Origin of the sequence: Bradyrhizobium icense (assembly GCF_001693385.1) — a bacterium.
GTDB lineage: Bacteria > Pseudomonadota > Alphaproteobacteria > Rhizobiales > Xanthobacteraceae > Bradyrhizobium > Bradyrhizobium icense.
Window position 1 is genome coordinate 4,006,595 of record NZ_CP016428.1, and the last position, 23,356, is coordinate 4,029,950.

21 protein-coding genes are annotated in these 23,356 nt (G+C 63.9%); 16 read left to right on the top strand and 5 right to left on the bottom strand.

Translation table 11 applies throughout. The features are described 5' to 3' along the window. Positions 1 to 298: 298 nt before the first annotated feature. The 4 genes from LMTR13_RS18920 (at position 299) to LMTR13_RS18935 (ending at position 6,496) form a co-directional block, all read left to right on the top strand. A complete protein-coding gene (locus tag LMTR13_RS18920) occupies positions 299 to 1,045 on the top strand; it encodes an outer membrane protein (RefSeq protein WP_065729149.1) in 747 nt (248 codons plus the stop codon). Positions 1,046 to 1,205: 160 nt separating this feature from the next. Continuing rightward, positions 1,206 to 1,457, top strand: a complete 252-nt coding sequence (locus tag LMTR13_RS18925) for a hypothetical protein (RefSeq protein WP_065729150.1) — start codon at positions 1,206 to 1,208, stop codon at positions 1,455 to 1,457. A 580-nt stretch (positions 1,458 to 2,037) separates the two neighbouring features. Further along, positions 2,038 to 5,547 (top strand): DNA polymerase III subunit alpha, encoded by a 3,510-nt coding sequence (gene dnaE, locus LMTR13_RS18930; protein ID WP_065729151.1) that lies wholly within the window; start codon positions 2,038 to 2,040, stop codon positions 5,545 to 5,547. 214 nt (positions 5,548 to 5,761) lie between these two features. Continuing rightward, positions 5,762 to 6,496, top strand: coding sequence for a carbonic anhydrase (locus LMTR13_RS18935; protein WP_065732800.1), 735 nt, complete (start codon positions 5,762 to 5,764; stop codon positions 6,494 to 6,496). Positions 6,497 to 6,542: 46 nt separating this feature from the next. On the opposite strand, the gene LMTR13_RS42595 is transcribed toward LMTR13_RS18935, so the two are convergent. After that, on the bottom strand, positions 6,543 to 6,779 hold the full coding sequence (locus LMTR13_RS42595) for a hypothetical protein (protein WP_065729152.1): 237 nt from the start codon (positions 6,777 to 6,779) through the stop codon (positions 6,543 to 6,545). A 178-nt stretch (positions 6,780 to 6,957) separates the two neighbouring features. Between LMTR13_RS42595 and LMTR13_RS18945 the strand changes: the two genes are divergently transcribed. The 3 genes from LMTR13_RS18945 (at position 6,958) to LMTR13_RS18955 (ending at position 10,189) form a co-directional block, all read left to right on the top strand. Then, positions 6,958 to 7,923: a helix-turn-helix domain-containing protein gene (locus LMTR13_RS18945; RefSeq protein ID WP_065729153.1), complete on the top strand. Its 966-nt coding sequence runs from the start codon at positions 6,958 to 6,960 to the stop codon at positions 7,921 to 7,923. A gap of 138 nt (positions 7,924 to 8,061) precedes the next feature. Then, positions 8,062 to 9,579 carry an aldehyde dehydrogenase gene (gene adh, locus LMTR13_RS18950; protein WP_065729154.1) on the top strand — a complete coding sequence of 506 codons (1,518 nt, stop codon included), beginning with the start codon at positions 8,062 to 8,064 and terminating at the stop codon, positions 9,577 to 9,579. A 190-nt stretch (positions 9,580 to 9,769) separates the two neighbouring features. Further along, positions 9,770 to 10,189, top strand: a complete 420-nt coding sequence (locus LMTR13_RS18955; protein ID WP_065729155.1) for a CBS domain-containing protein — start codon at positions 9,770 to 9,772, stop codon at positions 10,187 to 10,189. A gap of 79 nt (positions 10,190 to 10,268) precedes the next feature. Here LMTR13_RS18955 and LMTR13_RS18960 read toward each other — a convergent pair whose 3' ends face one another. Continuing rightward, positions 10,269 to 10,736 (bottom strand): aminoacyl-tRNA deacylase, encoded by a 468-nt coding sequence (locus LMTR13_RS18960; RefSeq protein ID WP_065732801.1) that lies wholly within the window; start codon positions 10,734 to 10,736, stop codon positions 10,269 to 10,271. Between the two features lie 264 nt (positions 10,737 to 11,000). Between LMTR13_RS18960 and LMTR13_RS18965 the strand changes: the two genes are divergently transcribed. Beyond that, a complete protein-coding gene (locus tag LMTR13_RS18965) occupies positions 11,001 to 13,367 on the top strand; it encodes a caspase family protein (protein WP_065729156.1) in 2,367 nt (788 codons plus the stop codon). A gap of 109 nt (positions 13,368 to 13,476) precedes the next feature. On the opposite strand, the gene LMTR13_RS18970 is transcribed toward LMTR13_RS18965, so the two are convergent. The 3 genes from LMTR13_RS18970 to LMTR13_RS18980 all read right to left on the bottom strand — a co-directional run bounded on the left by LMTR13_RS18970 (position 13,477) and on the right by LMTR13_RS18980 (position 15,429). Then, positions 13,477 to 14,121 carry a VOC family protein gene (locus LMTR13_RS18970; RefSeq protein WP_065729157.1) on the bottom strand — a complete coding sequence of 215 codons (645 nt, stop codon included), beginning with the start codon at positions 14,119 to 14,121 and terminating at the stop codon, positions 13,477 to 13,479. Then, a complete protein-coding gene (locus tag LMTR13_RS18975; protein ID WP_065729158.1) occupies positions 14,118 to 14,441 on the bottom strand; it encodes an antibiotic biosynthesis monooxygenase family protein in 324 nt (107 codons plus the stop codon). Before LMTR13_RS18975 ends, LMTR13_RS18970 begins: the two co-directional genes overlap by 4 nt. Before the next feature lie 115 nt (positions 14,442 to 14,556). After that, positions 14,557 to 15,429, bottom strand: coding sequence for a LysR family transcriptional regulator (locus LMTR13_RS18980; RefSeq protein WP_197521128.1), 873 nt, complete (start codon positions 15,427 to 15,429; stop codon positions 14,557 to 14,559). A gap of 309 nt (positions 15,430 to 15,738) precedes the next feature. On the opposite strand from LMTR13_RS18980, the gene LMTR13_RS18985 reads away from it, so the two are divergent. From LMTR13_RS18985 to rseP, 8 genes are all read left to right on the top strand, one after another. Beyond that, complete coding sequence (locus LMTR13_RS18985) at positions 15,739 to 16,737, top strand: 30S ribosomal protein S2 (RefSeq protein WP_065729160.1); 999 nt, start codon at positions 15,739 to 15,741, stop codon at positions 16,735 to 16,737. Between the two features lie 134 nt (positions 16,738 to 16,871). Then, on the top strand, positions 16,872 to 17,798 hold the full coding sequence (gene tsf / locus LMTR13_RS18990; RefSeq protein ID WP_065732802.1) for a translation elongation factor Ts: 927 nt from the start codon (positions 16,872 to 16,874) through the stop codon (positions 17,796 to 17,798). A 68-nt stretch (positions 17,799 to 17,866) separates the two neighbouring features. Continuing rightward, the gene (pyrH, locus tag LMTR13_RS18995) at positions 17,867 to 18,583 is read left to right on the top strand and encodes a UMP kinase (RefSeq protein ID WP_065729161.1); all 717 of its coding nucleotides are present in this window, start codon (positions 17,867 to 17,869) and stop codon (positions 18,581 to 18,583) included. 71 nt (positions 18,584 to 18,654) lie between these two features. Beyond that, positions 18,655 to 19,218: a ribosome recycling factor gene (frr, locus tag LMTR13_RS19000; RefSeq protein ID WP_065729162.1), complete on the top strand. Its 564-nt coding sequence runs from the start codon at positions 18,655 to 18,657 to the stop codon at positions 19,216 to 19,218. A gap of 42 nt (positions 19,219 to 19,260) precedes the next feature. Next, a complete protein-coding gene (locus LMTR13_RS19005; RefSeq protein WP_065729163.1) occupies positions 19,261 to 20,016 on the top strand; it encodes an isoprenyl transferase in 756 nt (251 codons plus the stop codon). Continuing rightward, positions 20,013 to 20,861 carry a phosphatidate cytidylyltransferase gene (locus LMTR13_RS19010; protein WP_065729164.1) on the top strand — a complete coding sequence of 283 codons (849 nt, stop codon included), beginning with the start codon at positions 20,013 to 20,015 and terminating at the stop codon, positions 20,859 to 20,861. The genes LMTR13_RS19005 and LMTR13_RS19010 overlap by 4 nt, the downstream gene beginning before the upstream one ends. Before the next feature lie 4 nt (positions 20,862 to 20,865). Then, positions 20,866 to 22,089: a 1-deoxy-D-xylulose-5-phosphate reductoisomerase gene (gene dxr / locus LMTR13_RS19015; protein ID WP_065732803.1), complete on the top strand. Its 1,224-nt coding sequence runs from the start codon at positions 20,866 to 20,868 to the stop codon at positions 22,087 to 22,089. A 43-nt stretch (positions 22,090 to 22,132) separates the two neighbouring features. Beyond that, positions 22,133 to 23,308 carry an RIP metalloprotease RseP gene (rseP, locus tag LMTR13_RS19020; protein WP_065729165.1) on the top strand — a complete coding sequence of 392 codons (1,176 nt, stop codon included), beginning with the start codon at positions 22,133 to 22,135 and terminating at the stop codon, positions 23,306 to 23,308. Positions 23,309 to 23,356 lie beyond the last annotated feature (48 nt).

The window sequence follows — 23,356 nt, forward strand, 5'->3', positions numbered from 1 at the left end:
TCGAGTCTCCTTGATGGCGCATTGGCGCGTCACCGCTCCACTTCCATCGACACAAGCCGCACTTGCGCAATCTCGTCAACCCATTCCACCTCGCAATACCGCCGCAAGACAAATGTGAATTTTTTGCGGCGAGCTCTGGCGCAAAGTTTCGAAAAACGCCTGCAAGACAACATTAACTTACGTTCACACCAAGGCCGTTTGGTGTGTGCTGTTGCAGCGAGGTTACAGCAATTCGAGCGAACGATGCTATGAGCATGCCGCGGCCTTGGGGGCTGTCAAAAAAGGAACGGGAATAAGAATGAAGAAGGCTTTGCTTGTTACGGCCAGTCTGATCGCGCTCGGCGCGACTGCGCCGGCTGTTGCTGCGGATCTCGCTGCGCGTCCTTACACCAAGGCGCCCCCGATGGTTGCTGCTGTGTATGACTGGACCGGTTTCTACATCGGTGCGAACGGCGGCTGGGGTTCGAGCCGCAACTCCTGGGATTCGGTTCCACCAGCTTTTTTGGTTGGCCCCGAGGGCGCCCATGATGCGACCGGCGGCACGATCGGTGGCCAGGTCGGCTATCGCTGGCAGGCTGGCACCTTCGTGTTCGGCCTTGAAGCCCAGGGCAACTGGGCCGACTTCTCGGGCAGCAACCTGAGCCAGGTGTTTGCCAACTCTCGCAACCACACGAACGTCGATGCGTTCGGCCTGTTCACTGGCCAGGTTGGTTATGCCGTCAACAACGTCCTGCTCTACGTCAAGGGCGGTGCGGCTGTGACCTCGAACGAGTATCGCATCTCCAACCTTGCAGGCGCGACCATTGGCGTCACCGGCGATGACACCCGCTGGGGCGCCACGGTCGGCGCAGGCCTCGAATACGCCTTCGCCCCGAACTGGTCGGTTGGCGTTGAGTACAATCACCTGTTCATGCAGGACCGTACCTACACCTTCACCACGCCGGGCGGCGCCTTCTTGGGCACCGACCGCATCAGTCAGGACGTCGATCTCGTCACCGCCCGCCTGAACTACAAGTTCGGCGGCCCGGCCGTCGCGAGGTACTGATCTTCGCGAACTTGCGAAACGGAGAAGCCCCGGGTCATCCCCGGGGCTTTTGCGTTGTCGTGGGACGGCCAAATCAGGATAGCTCTTGAGTACACCGTCAGTTTGATTGTGGCAGCCTTTCTGCCTAGGAATCGACCCGTTTCGGGATCATATTTGGGGGATGGAAACCTTTGACAAATGCATGTCGGTCTTGCGTCCGCTCATCGCGGAGGGCGACACCAACGGCATTGCGGCGGCAGAACGGGCGGTCAACGAATACGTGGCCGCGACGCCGTCACCGGACCAGAAAAATGCCCTCGCCACCGTCCAGCAAGCCGTCCAGGCGCACAAGGAGGAATGTTCCGGTCTGGATTTGAGTTTTGCTGATGCGGTGAACGACTACATCGAGCGACTTATGAGGCGTTTCGAATAATCCTCCAACGCCTCGGGATTCTCCAGCCAGATTGCCAAGTCGGTCATCGCGCGCAGTGGGCAGGCTGCTCCGGGCTGGGAAGCGCCAGAGTCGTTAGCTGTCCTGAGAGGGCGGCCTTTTGTTCGACCGATTCGATGGCGAGTGCTTGCAATCAATTGGGCCTGGCTCCGAAATTAACCAAGCGATCTCTTCGGAGCGCACTTTACAACCCAAGCCGCTACGCCCCCTTGACTCCTAGAACAAAAAAGGAACAATGTTCCCTATACGTTCTCAACTCGTAGGGAGTCGGATCATGTTGCGGATGTTCGTGGAAGAGGCGGCGGCGCTGGCGTCGATTACGCTGTTTGTCGGAATGATCGCGGTCTGGGCGCAGGTAATTCCGCAGCTTTGAGGCGGGTGGAAAACTTGGTCCAAGCCCACGTGCGGACGGGTTGGGGAAAAGCCGGATGACGGGCGCGGAGCCTGCGTTCCGCGTGGACTCCGCAAGGCCAAGGCATCACCATTGCGGGTGGCGAGTCGGCGCGCACCCAGCGGCCGGCGATCGCTTCCCCACCACGATGCAAGAGCCTGTTAAGCGACCATGTCCAGTGCCGGATTCGTTCATCTCCACGTTCATTCGGCCTATTCGCTACTGAAGGGCTCCATCAAGATCGCCAAACTCGGCGAACTGGCGAAAGCCGACCGCCAGCCGGCGCTGGCGCTGACCGACACCGACAACATGTTCGGCGCGCTGGAATTCTCCGACAAGATGGCCGGCTACGGCATCCAGCCGATCGTCGGCTGTGAGCTCGCCGTCGATTTCGGCGACCAGGATCCCAACGCCCGTAATGCGCTGGCCGCCACGCCGTCGCGAATCGTGCTGCTGGCGGCGCGCGAGCGCGGTTATCGCAGCCTCATGCGGCTCAACTCGCGGGCGTTCCTGGAAACGCCGGTGCATCAATCCCCGCACATCAAGCTCGAATGGCTGGAAGGCGATGCCGAGGATTTGATCGCGCTGACCGGCGGCCCCGACGGTCCGATTTCGCTGGCGCTCAACGCCGATCACACAGCGCTTGCAGCAACACGTATCGACCGGCTGGCCGGCCTGTTCGGCGACCGCCTCTATGTCGAATTGCAGCGCCACGGCATCGACAAGGAGCGCCGCGTCGAGGCCGGCCTGATCGATCTCGCCTACGCCAAGGGCCTGCCGCTGGTCGCGACCAACGAGCCTTACTTTGCATCGAATGACGATTATGAGGCTCACGACGCGCTCTTGTGCATCGCCGGCGGCAAGCTGATCGCGGAGACCGACCGCGAGCAGCTCACGCCCGACCACCGCTTCAAGACCCGCGCCGAAATGGCGGTGCTGTTTGCCGACATTCCGGAAGCGCTTGCCTCCACCGTCGAGATCGCCGAGCGCTGCTCGTTCCGGCCGAAAACGCGAAAGCCGATCCTGCCGCGCTTCACCGTCGGCGCCGGATCGGGATCCGACGCGGCAACCGAAGAAGCCGCGGAGCTGAAGCGTCAGGCCGAGGAGGGGCTCGCACGGCGCCTGCAGGTGCATGGCCTGTCGCCTGGCGCCACGGAAGAAGACTATCAGAAGCGGCTCGCCTTTGAGATCGACGTCATCAACCGCATGAACTATGCGGGCTACTTCCTGATCGTTTCCGACTTCATCAAATGGGCCAAGGCCCACGACATTCCGGTCGGTCCGGGCCGCGGCTCCGGTGCCGGCTCGCTGGTCGCCTACGCGCTCACCATCACCGACCTCGATCCCATTCGCTTCGGGTTACTGTTCGAGCGCTTCCTCAACCCCGAGCGCGTCTCGATGCCGGACTTCGACATCGACTTCTGCCAGGACCGCCGCGGCGAGGTGATCGACTACGTGCAGCAGCGCTACGGCCGCGATCAGGTGGCGCAGATCATCACCTTCGGAACGCTGCAGGCGAGGGGCGTGCTGCGCGACGTCGGCCGTGTGCTGCAGATGCCCTACGGGCAGGTCGACAAGCTCACGAAACTGGTGCCGCAAAATCCCGCCGCGCCGGTGACGTTGGCGCAGGCGATCGAGGGCGAACCCAAGCTGCAGGCGTTCCGCGATGAGGACCCGGTGGTCGCGCGCGCCTTCGACATCGCCCAGCGCCTCGAAGGACTGACGCGCCACGCCTCGACCCACGCTGCCGGCATCGTGATCGGCGATCGCCCTTTGAGCGAACTGGTGCCGCTCTATCGCGATCCCAAATCCGACATGCCGGTGACCCAGTTCAACATGAAATGGGTCGAGCCCGCCGGGCTCGTGAAGTTCGACTTCCTCGGCCTGAAGACGCTGACCGTGCTCGATGTCGCGGTGAAGCTGCTCAGGCAGCGCAACATCCATGTCGATCTGCCGACGCTGCCGATCGACGACGCGCCGAGTTACCAGATGCTGGCGCGGGGCGATGTGGTCGGCGTGTTCCAGGTGGAAAGCCAGGGCATGCGGCGCGCGCTGATCGACATGCGGCCCGACCGCTTCGAGGACATCATCGCGCTGGTGGCGCTCTATCGCCCGGGTCCGATGGCCAACATCCCGACCTATTGCGCCCGCAAGCACGGCGACGAGGAGCCGGAATATCTGCATCCGATCCTGGAGCCGATCCTGAAGGAGACGTTCGGCGTCATCATCTACCAGGAACAGGTGATGCAGATCGCGCAGGTGATGGCCGGCTATTCGCTCGGCGACGCCGACCTGTTGCGCCGCGCAATGGGCAAGAAGATCCGTGCCGAGATGGAGAAGCAGCGCGCGATCTTCGTCGCCGGCGCGGTCAAGAACGGCGTGCCGAAAGGGCAGGCGGACACGATCTTCGAGCTGCTAGCCAAGTTCGCCGACTACGGCTTCAACAAGAGCCACGCCGCGGCTTATGCGCTGGTGTCCTACCACACCGCCTACATGAAGGCGCATTACCCGGTGGAGTTCCTGGCGGCGTCGATGACGCTCGAACTCAACAACACCGACAAGCTTTCGGAATTTCGCGCCGAGGCGCAGCGGCTCGGCATCAAGGTCGAGGCGCCGAACATCAACCGCTCGGGCGCCACCTTCGAGGTCGGTGAGAAAACCATCTACTATGCGCTGGCGGCGCTGAAGGGCGTCGGCCTGCAGGCTGTCGAGCAGATCGTGGAGGAGCGCAAGAAGGGCGCCTTCACTTCGCTTGCCGACTTCGGAGCCCGCGTCAATCCGCGCGCGATCAACAAGCGCATTATCGAAAGCCTGGCCGCGGCCGGCGCATTCGATACGCTGGAGTCCAATCGCGCCCGCGTCTTTGCCGGGGCGGATGCAATTCTCGCCGCCTGTCAGCGCAGCCACGAAGCCGCAACGATCGGCCAGAACGACATGTTCGGCAATGCTGCCGACGCGCCGACCATCATGCTGCCGCAGATCGAGCCTTGGTTGCCGGCCGAAAAACTCCGCCGCGAATACGATGCCGTCGGCTTCTTCCTGTCCGGCCATCCGCTCGACGACTACGCCACCGTGTTGAAGCGGCTGCGGGTGCAGTCCTGGGCGGAATTCTCGCGTGCCGTGAAGACCGGCGCGACCGCGGGCAGGGTTGCGGCCACCGTGGTGTCGCGCATGGAGCGGCGCACCAAGACCGGCAACAAGATGGGCATCATGGGCCTGTCGGACCCGACCGGGCATTTCGAGGCGGTGCTGTTTTCCGAAGGCCTGGCGCAATACCGCGACGTGCTGGAGCCGGGGGCGGCCGTATTGCTGCAGCTCGGTGCCGAGTTGCAGGGCGAAGACGTGCGCGCGCGGGTGCTGCATGCCGAGCCGCTGGACGACGCCGCGGCCAAAACCCAAAAGGGCTTGCGGATTTTCCTTCGCGACACCAAGCCGCTGGATTCGATCGCGCGACGGCTCAACATGCCGGAAGCATCCACGCTAAACGGTTCGGCCAAGGGCCTGCCGGCGAAGCCCGCGCCGGCGCCATCGGGCGGCGCCGATGGCGACGTCTCGCTCGTCATCATGCTCGATCTGCAGACCGAGGTGGAGATGAAGCTGCCGGGCCGCTTCAAGGTCTCGCCGCAGATCGCAGGCGCGATCAAGGCAGTCGCCGGCGTGGTGGACGTTCAGACGCTATAACCAGCGCCTGGATATGGCGCACGCCAACGCGAAGCTGGCAGAGAATTCGCCTCTGCCAATCGTTGATCGTGCGCGGGAATCCTCGCGTCTGTTACGGCTGCTTAAGAGCCAAAGCTTAACCAACCTGAAAGTTTCGCCGCGCAATCATGGCCGTTATGTCGGATCAGGCATCAGCGACACGGACGCTGCAAGCCGCAAAGGCAGGGAAAGTGCAATGTGCGAAAAATGCGTCTCAAATCAGCTTCATCCGACGGCGCCCTCGCGGCGATCTGTGGTTCTCTTCGCGGCCTCGGCACTTGGGCTGATGCTCGCCGACGCAGCTAATGCCAAGGATACGAAGACTCCTCCCAAGCCGCAGAACGTGTTGTCGCCGGATGCCGCCCTCAAGAAACTGATGGAAGGAAATGCGCGCTATGTTAACGGCATATCGCGGCGCCACGACTTCAAGCATGAAAGGGAAGCATTGGTTGGAGGTCAGAACCCTTACGCGGCCGTTCTGAGCTGCGCGGATTCGCGCATAGCGCCCGAATATGCCTTCGATAGCGCTCGCGGTGACCTGTTCGTCTGCCGCGTGGCCGGCAATTTCGCCAATGACGAAACGGTTGCGAGCATGGAATACACCGTCGCTGTGCTCGGCACGCCGCTGATCCTCGTGCTTGGTCACGACAATTGCGGTGCGGTCGACGCGACGATCAAATCCCTGAGGGACGACAAGCCGCTACCGGGACACATTCCGTCCCTGGTGGCTGCGATTGCGCCCTCGGTGAAGGCGTCAGCACAACAGAGCGGAAATGCGCTCGACAACGCCATCCGGCAGAACGTGATCGATAACATCGCCAAGCTGAAATCGGCCGCACCGATCCTCAATGCCGCCGTCGAGCAGAACAAGCTCAAAGTGGTTGGCGGCCTCTACCGGCTTGCAACCGGCAAGGTTGAGCTGTTGAGTTGACCAGGCTGGATGGGGCGCGCGCCGCCGCGCCCAGTGTTGGGCGTGGTCACGCCAGGGAAACAGCGGCGATGATTGCCGTCATCCGTATCCGGTAACGGCCGGCAGCGATAATCCAGGACCAGGCGAATTTATTCCGCTGGACGAGCCAACCGCGAGAACGACGCTCGCGGAGCTTCAACTGGCGGATTAGACTCGACCCACAACGGCCCATGCTCATGCCAACGAACGCGCGCAGGCGATGGCCATCCGGATCGGCCGCGACGAAGGTCGTGCCGAAATTCACAGGCGGGTCTTGGCTAGCAGGGCATGCGGCCAATTTGTGTCAGCGTCATCAACATGGTGGCTACGGGCCGCCCACACACAGCTTGAGGCGAGATAGGACCAAGGTCTCTCTCGTTTGACCCAGATCAATTCGCTATGTCACGCCCGCCGGATAGGGTTGCATTCCGGGAGGAACAAGCGTGGCGCAGACCACCAAACACCATGCCGATCAGGTGCAGGCGACGGTCGCGCACGGCTCGGCCGCTACATCGACTGTGGTCGCGTCCTGGCGGCGGTCGTCCAATTTTCATCGCCTCGATCCCGCCGAATGCAATCTGCCACGCCGGTTGAGCCAGGCCGAATTCGAGCTGGCGCGCCAGCAGATCGAACCCCTGGTTCGCGCCGCGCAATCCAACCTTGACCGGCTGTTTCTTGCCGTCGGCGGCGTCGGCTGTTGCGTGCTGCTGGCCGATCGCAACGGCGTGCCGGTCGACCGCCGGGGCGCCGTGTCCGACGACGAGACGTTCCGGACGTGGGGCTTGTGGACCGGGACGGTCTGGAGCGAGGAGTGCGAGGGGACCAACGGCATCGGAACGTGTCTCGCCGAGCAGCGCGCGCTCACCGTTCATCGCGACCAGCATTTTTACGCGCGCAACACGCTTTTGAGCTGTACGTCGGCGCCGATCTACGATCACGAGGGCAGGCTGGCCGCAGCACTCGACGTGTCTTCCTGCCGTGCCGACCTCACGGAAGGGTTCGTCAACCTCATTGCGGTGGCGGTCAGCGATGCCGCCCGCCGGATCGAGATGGAGAATTTCCGGCTGGCATTTCCGAACGCCCGCTTCCTGTTTGCGCCCGACATCAACCGCGGCGGCGGCGGGCTGATCGCGGTCGATGCCGACGACCTCGTCGTGGGTGCGACGCGTTCGGCGCGGTTGGCGCTCGGCGTGACGCGGGATTTCCTGAAGAAGCCGCTGCCGGCGGCGGACCTGCTCGGCGGCGCCTCCACTCCGGCGCGCGATCTCGACCAGGCCGAGCGGGTAGCCGTGCAACGGGCGCTGGCGCGCAGCGGCGGCAACGTTTCGGCCGCCGCCGAGGCGCTCGGCATTAGCCGCGCGACCCTGCACCGGAAGCTGCGGCGCCTCGACCTCAATCGCGCCCACTAACGGATTCTCCCGTTCGACTGTCGCAGTTCTGCGACACACGCACCCGCGATCCGGTTTCGCCGGGCAGACAGTGAAGCGCGCCTTCGCCATGGTCGTTCCCGAGCGCCGCATCCAGCGACGCCATAGCGAGGAAAAGCCATGAACAAGGTCGAATTCTCACGGACTGCGAAGGCCCCGTTCGAACGGCGATACGGGAACTACATCAACGGTAAATGGGCCGAGCCGCGCTCGGGTCGTTATTTCGAGAATTTCTCGCCGGTCAACGGCCGGCTGCTTTGCGAGGTCGCGCGCTCCGAAGCGCAGGACGTCGAAGACGCGCTCGACGCGGCGCACGCCGCCAAGGAAGCCTGGGGCCGCACCAGCGTCGCCGAACGTGCCCTGATCCTGAACCGCATCGCCGACCGCATGGAGGAAAACCTCGACCTGCTTGCGCTCGCCGAAACCTGGGACAACGGCAAGCCGATCCGCGAGACCACCGCGGCCGACATTCCGCTCGCCATCGACCATTTCCGCTACTTCGCCGGCGCCATCCGCGCCCAGGAAGGCAGCCTTTCCGAGATCGATCACGATACTGTTGCCTATCATTTCCACGAGCCGCTCGGCGTCGTCGGCCAGATCATTCCCTGGAACTTCCCGCTGCTGATGGCGTGCTGGAAGCTGGCGCCGGCGCTGGCTGCCGGAAACTGCGTCGTGCTGAAGCCGGCCGAACAGACCCCGGCGGCGATCATGATATGGGCCGGGTTGATCGGCGACCTGCTGCCGCCAGGCGTGCTCAACATCGTCAACGGTTTTGGTCTCGAGGCCGGCAAGCCGCTGGCGTCCTCGCCGCGCATCTCCAAGATCGCCTTCACCGGCGAAACCTCGACGGGCCGGCTGATCATGCAATATGCCAGCCAGAATCTCATTCCGGTGACGCTCGAACTCGGCGGCAAATCGCCCAACATCTTCTTCAAGGACGTCGCCGCCGAGGACGACGATTTCCTCGACAAGGCGATCGAAGGCTTCGTGATGTTTGCGTTCAATCAGGGCGAGGTCTGCACCTGCCCGAGCCGCGCGCTGATTCACGAAAAGATCTTCGATCGCTTCATGGAGCGGGCCTTGAAGCGGGTCGAAGCGATCGTGCAGGGCGACCCGCTCGATCCGGCGACGATGATCGGCGCGCAGGCGTCTTCCGAGCAACTGCACAAGATCCTGTCCTATATCGATATCGGCCGCGGGGAGGGCGCGCAGGTGCTGACCGGAGGGGCGCGCAACGAACTGCCGGGCGATCTGGCCGGCGGCTTCTATGTCAAGCCGACCGTGTTCAAGGGTAACAACAAGATGCGCATCTTCCAGGAGGAAATCTTCGGACCGGTGGTTTCGGTCACGACCTTCAAGGACGACGACGAAGCGCTCGCGATCGCCAATGATACGCTCTACGGCCTCGGCGCCGGCATCTGGAGCCGCGATGCCAGCCGGCTCTACCGCTTCGGCCGCGCCATTCAGGCGGGCCGCGTCTGGACCAATTGCTATCACGCCTATCCGGCGCATGCCGCATTCGGCGGTTACAAACAATCGGGTGTCGGCCGCGAGACCCACAAGATGATGTTAGACCACTACCAGCAGACCAAGAACCTCCTGGTCAGCTACAGCCCGAAGAAGCTCGGCTTCTTCTGACATCTTCTGACTTGTGCGACGGCGTTGCGCGGGGGGACTTCAACCCGCGCAACGACGCGTTTCGCGAATTCAAGAAGTTGTCATTGCCTTTTCGATGCCGACCTGCCCGAACCATCATATAATCGAGCCGAGGGGGAACTGTGCTGCATCACGGGAGTATTACCTGAAATCGCAGTTACGGAGGTCCGCCATGAAAGTCAAAGACGCGATGCACAAGGGCGTCGACTGGGTCAACCCCGACACCCCCATCACCGAAGTCGCCATGCTGATGCGCGAACATGACATCGGCTGCATTCCGATCGGAGAGGACGACCACCTGGTCGGGATGGTGACCGATCGCGACATCGTCTGCAAAGGACTTGCGAACGGCAAGTTCGATCCCGCCCGCGCCCAGGCGCGCGACGTAATGACCGAAGGCATCCATTGCTGCCGGGAGGACGATGATCTTGCTAAGGCCGTCCATCACATGGAAGCGCTGCAGGTCCGCAGGTTGCCGGTGATCAACAAGAACAAGCGAATGGTCGGCATGATCAGCCTGGGCGACATCAGCCGTTCAGCACCCAATGACTTGTTGGCCGGGTGCGTAAAGAGCGTTGCCGCCCATCACTGACACACGGCGGCCCTCGCGCAAAACGAGCGATTGCGCCCGCGTCGAAACCGACGCGGGCCGTCGGCGGGATCGAGCGGCCTCAATCGTGCGAGCTGAAGTGGCCGCGCCAGGCCTTCGCCGTCAGTTTGGCGAACTGCTCGCCGTCCATGCGGATCAGCGTCGAATGATCGCCGCCCTCCATGTAGATGTCCCGTCGTGCGTCGATACTGTCGTCGACGATGACGTCGAGCCCATAGCACTCGCCAACCGGCGGGATGGCTCCAATGTCGCAGTCGACAAACAGCTCCGCGATCTCCTTCTCGCTCGCCAGGTCGACCTTGTGGCCGAGCTGACTTCTCAGCGCCGACATATGCAAGTGATGGGAGGCCGGAAGGACGGCCATCATGTAGCCGCCGTCACGGCGCAGCACGACGGCCTTGGCCAGCGCGTCGCCCGGCACGTGGCAGGCTTCCGCTGTACGCGTCGATGACTTCGTGGGAGCATGAGGGATCAGGTCGTAGGTGACGCTCTGATCCAGGTATTTCTGCAGGGTTGGGGCGACGGTCATGGCGATTTCCTCCATTGCATGGGCATTCCGCACACCGGGAGGAACTCGCGCAGTCGCCTCACGATGCGGGCGAACACGATTAGAGCAAAAGGATACGCCCGCCCGGCGCCCGCGACAATGCGAATCTCGGTGCCGGAACCGGATGGGGCAGGAGTCCAAGGCTCGATTTGATTTGCAACATGCCTTGCTGAGAGCGCATTTGTTCAAGAAAGGTTCAGCTTAACGCGCGTCCCATACAGCGCGGTGGCAACAGGGTGGGATCCCATGCGGGTAGCAAGAAGTTTGTCGATCCTCTCGGTGTGTCTCGTCGCGATGTCCGGTCTGGCCGGTCATTTGAGCTCCGCCGCTGCGCAACAGCAGGAAAAGCGCATTGCGCTGGTGGTCGGCAATGCCGCTTATGCGAAATCGCCGCTGGCGACGACGGCCAACGATGCCGGCCTGATCGCACAGACTTTGCAGGCGGCGGGTTTCGACGTTATCGGCGCCCGCGACCTCGATGGCGACACGCTGCGCAAGAGTTTCCGCGACTTCATCCAGAAGGCCGAAAGCTCGGGGCCGGACACGGTCGCGATGGTTTATCTGGCCGGTTACGGGCTGCAATTGGCCGGCGAGAACTATTTCGTGCCGGTCGATTCCGCGATCAACCGGGATACCGACATTCCAACCGAGGCGCTGCGGACCGGCGACTATATCCGCCAACTCGCCTCGCTGCCGCTGAAGGCCGGAATCGTCGTGCTGGACGCGGCGCGGCAGCAGCCTTTCGTCGATGGGCAGATCGCCAGCGGGCTCGCTTTGGTCGAGGCCGATCCGCATATGCTGATCGCGTTCAACGCGGCGCCCGGGACGGTCGCGCCAGCCGAGCAGGGACCGTACGGCATCTACGCCCAGTCACTGGCTGAGATGATCCGGACCGGCGGATTGCCGCTGCCGGAGGTCTTCAATCGCGTGCGGCTTCGCGTCAACGAAGCAGCCAAGGGCGCGCAGGTGCCTTGGGACAGCCAGAAGGTCGATGCCAGGTTAGCATTCTTCGAGCGCGCGCCCGATGCACCCGCCGCGCCGCCGCCGGATCAGGTCGCTGCCGTCAGGGACAAGCCGATCCGCGATCTCGGCGTGCAGGAAGCCTATGCCGCGGCGCTGGAGCGCGACACGTTGCAGGGCTACGAGGATTTTCTGGCCGTCTATGCGAGCGATCCCCTGGCAAAGCGGGTGAGGGCGATCGCGGCGGCGCGGCGCGAAGCCATCACCTGGCGCCGTACCTACCGCGTCGATACGCCGAACGCCTATTGGTCGTATCTGCAACGCTATCCGCGCGGGCCTCATGCAGCCGACGCGCGCCGCCGGCTGGCCATTCTCACTGCGCCGCTCGAGCCGCCGCCGACATTCGAAGTCATCGACTACGACGTGCCGCCGCCGCCGCCGGACGAGTTCATCTATGTCGATCGTCCGGTGCTGGCCTTCTTCGATCCCGAGTTCGATTTTGTCCCGCCGCCACCGGCGCCGGTTTACTACTTGCCGCCGCCGCCGGATGATTTCGTAGTGCTGGAGCCCCCACCGCCGCCGATCGGGCTGTTCATCCTGCCGCAGCCGATCTTTGTGCCGATACCGGTCTATGTGAGGCCGCCGCGCTATGTCGCGCCGCCGCCGAACAACATCATCTTTGCCAACATCCACAACCGGGCCGTCATCAACAACGTCATCAACAGGCCGCCGCAGCCCGGTTTGCCTGCGGCGGGACTTGGCGATAGGGGACGGCCCGGCTCTCCGGCGGCGGTGGTTGCGCCGAGGCAGGGAGGTGGCGCCACGCCGACACTGCCGCCTGCGGTGGCACAACGGGCCACGCTGATCCAGCAGGGCAAAGCGCCGGTGCCGCCGAGCGCCGCGATCAATCCTGCCGTGAGGACCGGTTTGCCCGGCGCTCCGGCCGGGCAGGCCGGACGGCCGGGCGCGGTGCAGCCGGCGAACGCACCAGCCGCGCTGCCGTCGACACAGCCTTTGCCGAGGACCAATGCCCTGCCGGTTCCAGGCGCCAGGGGCGCGCCCCCCGCGCCCCCAAGCGCCGCCGTCAATCCGAACGCAAGGCCAGCGCCGGGCGCGTCGCGCCCGGGAACAGCGGCGCCCACCGCACCCGGCGCCGTCGGTGCGCGGCCGGCCATTGGCGCGACGGCTCCCGTGGCTCCGGCAGGCCGGCAGCCCGTGGTTGCGTCGCCGCCGCCCAGCGCCGCCGCGCCATCAAGGCCGGCTGCTGCGGTTGCGCCAAAACCTCAATTGCAACCTGAGCTGCGGCGTGGCCCGCCACCATCGGCAGTGCATGTGGCAAGGCCCCCACCACCGCCGGCAGCGCGAGTAGCTCCGGCATCGCCCACGCCCAGGATGGCCGCGCCGCCTCCACCGGCGAGGATGGCCGCGCCATCGCCTCCACCCAGGATGGCTGCGCCGCCGGCCCCGCCGCCGCCGCGGATGGCCGCGCCACCGCCTCCGCCGAGGATGGCTGCACCGCCACCGCCTCCACCGAGGATGGCCGCACCGCCCCCGCCAGCCGCGCGTATGGCCGCCCCACCGCCGACGGCTGCACCGCGTGCGGCGCCGGCTCCGGCGGCCGCGGCCAGAGGGTGCCCGCCGGGCCGATGCTGATCGTTAGCAGACCAGATCCCGCCGGCGCGGCGCATCCTCGATGAAGGCGCAAGAGCGATGTGACGCGGGCCGATGAGGCCGCGCTGCTGTGCTTCGCGCTGCGGATTGCTCAGGTCAGTTCGCGCCGGCCACTTGGCGTTTCGATGATAGCGCGCAGTCGAGCTGCGGGGCCGCCAGAGGTGGTGACACGATCATCGTTGAAGATCGGCGCGAGTGCGCCGGCGAGGCGCGCGCTGTTGGGGTGCTCGATCGCAAGGTGCTCCAGCCGGCACCCCAGATCGGCCATGTGCGAAGCGGGGTGCGGGCCCGTTGGCCACTCGATGAGCGTTGGAAAGGCCCCCTCGAACGGCATCGATCCGTCGCGCGGCACCGAAATCAGCCACGAGAGAGAACCGCGCGACACATGCACGGCTTCACCAACGGCTTCGTCAATATCGCGGAGCGCCGCACAGAGCTCGGGGACCCGCACCACCCAACTGATCAATTGCGGCGCATGTTTCAGGCGCGCGTGCATCCGGGGATCATCAAGCGAGAACCAGCGCTTTCGTGATGGCGTGACCGCAGGATCGGGAGCAATGACTTCGAGGAAGACCCGCTCGCCAAGTTGCATCAGGCAGTTGTGCGTGCCCATCAGGGGGTGCGAGCCGCCAGGCGGCATCACAACGCCCAGCCGACGCCGAACATGCGCAACGCCCTCTTCGAGCGTCAGCGCGGCTACCGTCAGGTGATCCAGCGAGGCGCGCGGCGGGGTCATACGGAGGCAGGGTCCCTGGATCTGGCAGTCCAGTTGCGCTCACGGATGACGTTGCAGATCTGGAATTTGTAGTCGCTGAAGAAGCTCTCGATGCCGCGCCGCTTGGCCTTGGCGTGATCGGGATGAATGCGCCATTCGCGCAAAGCCTCCTCGGATTCGAACTCAACGATGGTGACGCGTTCGCCGTCTTCGGCGACGAACCCCTTATGCGAGATATATCCGGCAATGGACTGAACTAGTTCGCTCATGTGTTTTGCCATCGGGCCATATTCTTCCTGCGCCCCGGGATTAAGCCGGGAGCGAAATACCGTAACGATCATCAGACGAAATCCTTCTCTGGCTGGATCGAGCAAGCGATCTCCATGGCAGGAACCTGCGGCCGGCAATAGAATAAATCAAATGCATAATCTCTATTATGATTATGCGAAATAATGGCTAGCCCAATTTGACTTTCAGCTCGTGCTCCAGGAGTTCGAGCACCGGATCAAAGCGCCCGGGCATGGCGCTGCGGATCAAGGTCACCGTAGCGGGCAGGGTGAAGTCCGGCACGTCTATGACGCGCAATTCGTGCCGGTGCGGACTGTGCTCGAACTGGCGCCGTGGCACCAGACCCAGACCGCCGCTCTGGCTGAGCAGCGACAGTTGAAGGTCTTCACCGAACACTTCGGCGGCGATGTGGATCGGAAGCTGCAGCCGATCGAACGCTTTCGTCAGCGCCGCGCGGCATCCGCATCCCGGCGGATTTAGAAACCAGTCCTTGTCCGCCAGATCGCGCAACCGCCACGGCTGGCCGCCATGCCTGGCCGGCAATCTGGATGTGGCAACGATAACAACCTGCTCGGCGCCGAGAGTGACGCGCATCAGGCCGGCTGGGACGGTATGTGCTTCCGTCAGCAGGCCGACGGCGCAATCGAGAGCGCCGCTGCAAACGTCCTCCAGAAGATTTGTGCTCCAGTTGGAACTGACTTGGAGCCGGATACGCGGGAAGGTGCGCCTCAGCGCATCGAGCGGCGCCGTCATCACCATCTCGCCGAGGCCATGGGCGACTCCCGCCTTCAAGCGGCCGGCCGGATCGGCCGCTCTTGCGGTCGAGGCTTCCAGCTCCGCCACGGCGGTCAGTACCCGCCTGCAGCGTTCGAGCACATGGGTGCCGAGCGAGGTCAGTGCCGCCGGCTTGACCGCCCGATTAAACAAGGGGGCGCCGCCGACGGCGGCTTCGAAATTCTGGATCCGCCGGGTCGTGGCTGGCTGAGTCAGGTTAAGCCGGGCGGCGGCGCGGCTGATCGAGCCGGTTTCGGCAACGGCCACAAAGGCTTCTATGTCTTGAAGGTTCATGCGGCAGGAGCATAATACGAATATCATTATGCAGAAAGGCGCGCCCAACACCCATTCTCGAGCGGTTCGGACGGGCACGGAGTCCGAAAGGGGGAGTGGGGTCAAATAGGCTGCCGCCGACCGAAAATCCGGCCGTATTTCCTTGCTTCTGGCTGGAATCCGGCTATATAGCCCGCCATCTCACACGGAAACATGGCTCTCAAAGGCCGTCCGGTGGCAACCGGGCCAGTCAGGCTCGTTTGCTCACACGTTTCCGGAGGAACCAACCGGAGAACTATTACTATGGCGCTACCCGATTTCTCTATGCGTCAGCTCCTTGAAGCTGGCGTGCACTTTGGTCACCAATCGCACCGCTGGAATCCGAAGATGGCGGATTACATTTTCGGTGCCCGCAACAACATCCACATCATCGATCTCGCCCAGACCGTGCCGATGCTGCATCGCGCGCTGCAGGCGGTTTCGGACACGGTTGCCAAGGGCGGCCGCATCCTGTTCGTCGGCACCAAGCGCCAGGCGCAGGACGGCGTTGCCGAGGCGGCCAAGCGCTCGGCGCAGTATTTCGTCAATTCGCGTTGGCTCGGCGGCACGCTGACCAACTGGAAGACGATTTCGGGATCGATCAAGCGTCTGCGTCACCTCGATGAGGTGCTGTCGTCGGGCGAGGCCAACTCCTACACCAAGAAGGAGCGGCTGACGCTGCAGCGCGAGCGCGACAAGCTCGACCGTTCGCTCGGTGGCATCAAGGACATGGGCGGGCTTCCCGACATGATCTTCGTGATCGACACCAACAAGGAAGACATCGCGATCCAGGAAGCGCAGCGGCTCAACATTCCCGTTGCCGCGATCGTCGACACCAACTCCGACCCCAAGGGCATCACCTTCGTGGTGCCGGGCAATGACGACGCCGGCCGCGCCATTTCGCTGTATTGCGACCTGATCGCCCGCGCCGCCATCGACGGCATCTCGCGAGCACAGGGCGATTCCGGCATCGACATCGGCGCCGCCGTCCAGCCGGTCCGCGAGGAAATTCCGGCTGCGCCCGAGTCCTCTGGCTTCCAGGGTCTGGCCGGTCCGCGCGGCACCGCCGACAATCTCAAGAAGCTCACCGGCGTGTCGGGTACGATCGAGAAGAAGCTCAACGACCTCGGCATCTTCCATTACTGGCAGCTTGCCGAACTCGACCACGACACCGCGCACAAGATCGGTGAAGAAGTTGGTCTTCCGAGCCGCGCCGATGCCTGGGTTGCCCAGGCCAAGACGCTGACCGCGGAAGCGGAATAATTGGTTCGCCGGGTGGCCGGGTCTTCCGGCCACCGGTTCTGCTCCCCAGATTACGGCATTCCCTGTAGCTGATGGCGGCCCGCCGCAAGGCGCGCGCCGCGCCCGCAGCTCACAGGCAAGAAGGATATTCGACGATGGCAACGATCACTGCGGCAATGGTCAAGGAACTGCGCGAGTCGACCGGCGCAGGCATGATGGACTGCAAGGCAGCGCTCACCGAAACCTCGGGCGACATGCAGGGCGCCCAGGATTGGCTGCGCAAGAAGGGCCTCTCGAAGGCTGCGAAGAAGGCCGGCCGTGTCGCGGCCGAAGGCCTGATCGGCGCGGTGACGTCGGGCGCCAAGGGCGTCGTGGTCGAGGTCAATTCCGAGACCGACTTCGTCGCCCGCAACGAGCAGTTCCAGGGCCTCGTCAAGATGATCGCCCAGGTCGCGCTCGACGTCGGCGCCGACGTCGAGAAGATCAAGGCGGCGAAGGTCGGCAGCGTCACCGTCGAAACCGCGATTTCGGACGCGATCGCCACCATCGGCGAGAACATGACGCTGCGCCGTGCGGCCTCGCTTGAGGTCGGCAAGGGCGTGGTGTCGAGCTACATCCATGGCGCCGTGATCGACGGTGCCGGCAAGATGGGCGTGCTGGTCGCGCTGGAATCGACCGGCAAGACCGATGAGCTCGCGCATCTCGGCCGTCAGTTGGCCATGCACGTCGCCGCGACCAATCCGCAGGCGCTGGATCCGTCCGGCCTCGACCCCGAGATCGTGAAGCGCGAAAAGGACGTGCTGGCCGACAAGTATCGCCAGCAGGGCAAGCCGGAGAACGTGATCGAGAAGATCGTCGAGTCCGGCCTGAAGACCTATTACAAGGAAGTCTGCCTGCTGGAGCAGGCGTTCATCCACGACGAAAAAGGCAAGTCGGTCGCCCAGGCGGTGAAGGAAGCCGAAGGCAAAATCGGCGCGCCTGTGAAGATTGCCGGATTTGTGCGCTATGCTCTCGGCGAGGGAATCGAAAAGCAGGAATCCGATTTCGCAGCCGAGGTCGCGGCGGCCAGCGGCAAGAAGTAACCGCTGGGTCACAGTCTTCCGGCGCAAAGCGCCGGAAGTCACCTGCGCGGGACAAGGAAGCATAAGCAATGGCTGAGCCGGTCTATCGTCGCGTCGTGATCAAGCTCTCGGGCGAGTATCTCGCAGGCAGCCACTTCTTTGGCATCGACCAGCCCACCGTCGACCGCATCGCCGACGACCTGATCGCGGCCCACAAGCTCGGCGTCGAGGTGGCCGTCGTGATCGGCGGCGGCAACATCGTTCGCGGCGTGGAAGTGTCCTCGCGCGGCGTGTCGCGTCCGACCGGCGACACCATGGGCATGCTCGCCACCATGATGAACTGCCTGGCGCTGGAAGCCGCGATCGAGCGCAAGGGAGCGCCGGCGCGGACCTTGTCGGCCTTCGTGATGCCGGAGATTTCCGAGCTGTTCACCCGCAGTGCAGCGCACAAATATCTCGCCGAGGGACGAATCGTCCTGCTGGGCGGTGGAACCGGCAATCCATTCTTCACCACCGATACCACGGCGGTGTTGCGGGCGGCCGAGATCGGGGCGCAGGCGGTGCTCAAGGCCACCAATGTCGACGGCGTTTACAGCGCCGATCCCAAAAAAGACCCGTCAGCCAAGCGTTTCGATCGGCTGACGCATTCGCAGGCGATTGCCGGCGACTACAAGGTGATGGACGCGACCGCATTCGCGCTTGCCCGCGAGACATCACTGCCTATCATCGTATTCTCGATCGCCGAGCCGGGTTCGATCGGCGCGATCCTGCGCGGGACCGGCCGCGGCACGGTGGTTGCCGGCTGATCGGCCGGTTGCAGTTTCGAACCGCGGCTTCCAGACGCCGGCGGCTGGTTTCTTGAGGAGGGGAGAGCGTTATGCCCACGCCCGGTTTTGACATCAACGAATTGAAGCGCCGCATGCAGGGCGCCACCCACGCGCTCAAGCACGAACTCGGCGGCTTGCGGACCGGCCGCGCGGCGGCGTCCATGCTGGAGCCGGTGCAGGTCGAGGCCTACGGCTCGCACATGCCGCTCAACCAGCTTGCGACCGTCAGCGTGCCGGAGCCGCGCCTGCTCTCCGTCCAGGTATGGGACAAGTCGATGGTGAAAGCCGTCGAGAAGGCGATCGTCGATTCCAATCTCGGCCTCTCGCCTGCGACCGAAGGGCAGGTGTTGCGCCTGCGGATTCCCGAGCTTAACGAAGAGCGGCGCAAGGAACTGGTGAAAGTCGCGCACAAATACGCCGAGGCCGCCAAGGTTGCCGTTCGCCACGTCCGTCGCGACGGCCTGGATATCGTCAAGAAGCTCGAGAAGAATCACGAGATCTCCGAAGACGATCAGGAGCGCTTGGCCCATGATGTGCAGAAGGCGACCGACGCGACGATTGCCGAAATCGATCAGTTGCTGGCGGCGAAGGAAAAGGAAATCCTCACCGTTTGATGGCAACGTTCACGAGTTGAGACTGGCACTGGAATTCAGATAATGCCGAACGCCGCCGCCCCCGCCACGGAAGGACCGGATCGATCCGTCCCGTTGCATGTGGCGATCATCATGGACGGAAACGGGCGCTGGGCGGCAGCGCGCGGCTTGCCGCGCGCCGAAGGCCACCGCCGCGGCGTCGAGGCGCTGCGTCGCGTCGTTCGCGCTGCCCATGAACTCGGCGTGCTCTATCTGACGATCTTTTCGTTCAGCTCCGAAAACTGGTCGCGGCCGGCGACCGAAATCGGCGATCTGTTCGGATTGCTCCGCCGCTTCATCCGCAACGATCTGGCGACGCTGCACCGCGACGGCGTGCGCGTGCGCGTGATCGGCGAACGAGAGGGGCTGGAGCCCGATATCTGCACGCTCCTCAACGAAGCCGAAGAACTGACGAGAGCCAACACCCAGCTCAATCTCGTGGTCGCGTTCAATTACGGATCGCGCCAGGAAATCGCCGGCGCTGCCCAACGGCTGGCGCGCGAAGTCGCCGAGGGCAAGCGCGATCCGGCATCGATCGATGCCGATACGCTCGGCCGCTATCTCGATGCACCCGAGATCCCCGATCCCGACCTGATCATCCGCACCAGCGGCGAACAGCGGCTGTCGAACTTCCTGATGTGGCAGGCGGCTTATAGCGAGCTCGTGTTCGTGCCGATCCACTGGCCGGATTTCGACAAGGCTGCGCTCGAAAGCGCCATTGCCGAATATGCCAGACGGGAACGCCGTTTCGGCGGTCTGGCCGCGAAAACCGGATCGTGACCGACCCCGAGGCCGCGCCGGCGGCAGCAAGCGCGCCCGATTCGCGCAATCTCATGATGCGTATCGCTGCCGCCGCGGTGCTGATCCCGCTGGCGGTAGCGATCGCCTATGCGGGCGGCTGGCTATGGGCCGCGCTGGTGACACTGGCGGCCATCGGCCTGTTCGTCGAATGGCTCGCGATCGTGGGTCTCGCCGGGGCAACGCGTGTGATCGTGCCGGGCGTGACTGCGCTGGCGGTTGCCGGACTTTGTTTTGCGATTGGCCGCCTCGATGCTGCGCTGATCGTACTCGGCATCGGCTTTGTCGCGGTGGTGTCGATCGCGCCGGAGCGGCGAAACTGGGCGGCGGCGGGATTTTTGTACGCGGCGGCGGCCGAGATTGCCTCGGTGCTGGTGCGCTTCGATTCCGTGAAAGGGTTTGCTGCCCTGATGTTCGTGCTGCTGATCGTGTGGGTGACCGATAGCGGCGGCTATTTCGCGGGCCGCGGTATTGGCGGACCGAAACTATGGCCGCGCGTCAGCCCGAAGAAGACCTGGGCTGGCGCCGTCGGCGGTTTTGCCGCCAGTCTGGCCGTGGCAGGCGGGTTTGCCGCCTTCGGTCTCGGCAAGATGGGGCCGCTATTGATGCTTTCGGCCGTCCTCTCGGTGGTCTCGCAGCTCGGCGATCTCTTCGAATCCGCCGTGAAGCGGCGTTTCGGCGTAAAGGACTCAAGTCACATCATTCCCGGCCATGGCGGACTAATGGATCGCCTGGATGGATTTGTCGCAGCCGTCGTCGTGGCGGCACTTTTCGGTTTTCTGCGGGGTGGCGCCGATGGCGTCGGCCGCGGTCTTATGGTTTGGTGATACGATGAGCGCAGTTCCATTGCGTAACAACAAGGCCGCTTTGTCGGATGCGCGCACCGTCACGGTGCTGGGCGCCACCGGTTCCATCGGCGACAGCACGATGGATTTGCTGCGCGGCGCGCGCGACCGCTATCAGGTCGAGGCGTTGACCGCGAATTCCAATGTCGAAGCGCTGGCAAGGCTCGCGAAGGAATTCGACGTACGATTCGCAGCGATTGCCGACCCCGCGCGCCTTGGCGAACTGAAGGATGCGCTGGCAGGCACGAACATCGAATGCGGCGCCGGCGAAAGCGCGATCATCGAGGCCGCCGCGCGTCCCGCCGACTGGGTGATGGCGGCGGTGAGCGGCGCGGCCGGGCTGAAGCCGGCGCTCGCTGCGGTCGACCGCGGCGCCGCCGTCGCACTGGCGAACAAGGAATGCCTGGTGTGTGCCGGCGATTTCTTCATGCAGCGCGCGGCGAAGGCCGGCGCCTGCATCCTCCCGGCGGACTCCGAACACAACGCGCTGTTTCAGGCGCTTTCTTCCGGAAATCGCGAGGAATTGGTGCGCGTGATCATCACCGCATCCGGTGGCCCGTTCCGCACCTGGACGCCGGCCGACATCGAGCAGGCGACGCTCGAGCAGGCGCTGAAGCATCCGAACTGGAGCATGGGCCAGAAGATCACCATCGATTCGGCCTCGATGATGAACAAGGGCCTCGAAGTCATCGAAGCCTCCTATCTGTTCGCGCTCTCGGCCGACGAGATCGACGTCCTCGTGCATCCGCAGTCGATCATCCACGGCATGGTCGAATTCTCCGATCGCTCCGTGGTTGCACAGCTCGGCGCGCCCGACATGCGCATCCCGATCGCGCACTGCCTTGGATGGCCCGATCGAATCGTCGGCCCGTCGGCCAGGCTCGATCTCGCAAAAATCGGGCAGCTCACCTTCGAGGCTCCGGATTTTGAGCGATTCCCGGGCTTGCGGCTGGCCTACGAAGCGTTACGTACGGGACGTGGCGCGACCACGGTATTCAACGCCGCCAATGAGGTGGCGGTGGCGGCGTTCATCGCCGGGAAGATCAAATTTGGGTCGATCGCGCGCCTCGTCGAAGCCACCATCAACGACTGGATTCGCGCCGGGAACCTTGCGCCTTTGAGCTCGGCCGACGACGCGATCTCCGTTGACCATAACGCACGAAATCGAGCCGCCTCCCTATTGCCTCAAATTGCCTTAAAGGCATCCTAGAGGGTTGGGGACGGAGCCATTGGCTCTTGTCGAGGGGAACCTGATGTCAGAGTTTTTTCTAAGTAGTTTCAGTACGTTGGGCCACGGGCTCATCGGCTACATCATTCCCTTTTTGTTCGTTCTGACCATCGTCGTGTTCTTCCATGAACTCGGCCACTTCCTGGTCGCCCGCTGGGCGGGCGTGAAGGTGTTGACGTTCTCGCTCGGGTTCGGGCCGGAACTTGCCGGCTTCAACGACCGCCAAGGCACACGCTGGAAGATCTCCGCGATCCCGCTTGGCGGCTATGTGAAGTTCTTCGGTGACGAATCGGAAGCCTCGACGCCGGCCTCGGCCGAATCGCTCGCCCGCATGAGCGAGGAAGAGCGCGCGGGCAGTTTCCATCACAAGAAAGTCGGCGCGCGCGCGGCCATCGTTGCCGCCGGTCCGATCGCAAATTTCATTCTGGCGATCGTCATTTTCACCTGTCTCTTCACCTTCTTCGGCAAGCCGAGCACGACGGCACGCGTTGACAAGATCGAAGCCAGCAGCGCCGCCGAACGGGCGGGCTTTCAGGTCGGCGACATCGTCACCGCCATCGACGGCAAGAAGATCGGCAGCTTCTCCGACATGCAGCGCTTCGTCAGCGTGCGCGCCGGCGAAACCATGACCTTCACCGTCAAGCGGGGTGATTCCACGCTGCAATTGAAGGGCACGCCGGAACTGCGCGAGGTGAAGGATCCGTTCGGCAACACCCAGCGGCTCGGGATTCTGGGCATCACCCGGGCGACGACGCCGGGCGAAGTCACCACGGAGAAGGTCGATCCGGCGACCGCATTCTGGCTGGGAATCAAGGAAACCTGGTTCGTCATCGAGCAGACGCTCTCCTATATCGGCAACATCTTTACCGGCCGGGCGAGCGCGGACCAGATCGGCGGGCCGATTCGGATCGCGCAGATTTCGGGGCAGGTGGCCACCTTGGGAATCATCCCGCTGCTGCATCTGGCGGCAGTGCTGTCCATTTCGATCGGGCTCTTGAACCTGTTCCCGGTGCCCTTGCTCGATGGCGGTCACCTTATGTTCTATGCGGCCGAGGTGCTCCGCGGGCGTCCTTTGTCGGAAAAATCCCAGGAATACGGGTTCCGAGTCGGGCTGGTTTTAGTCCTGATGTTGATGGTCTTTGCCTTCTATAACGACTTCCATCAGGTGCCGTGGCTGAAGGGGCTGTTCGGGAGATCGTAGACGCGGCTTTTTTATGACGTTGCCCTTTGGCAACGTCTTGGAATGAAA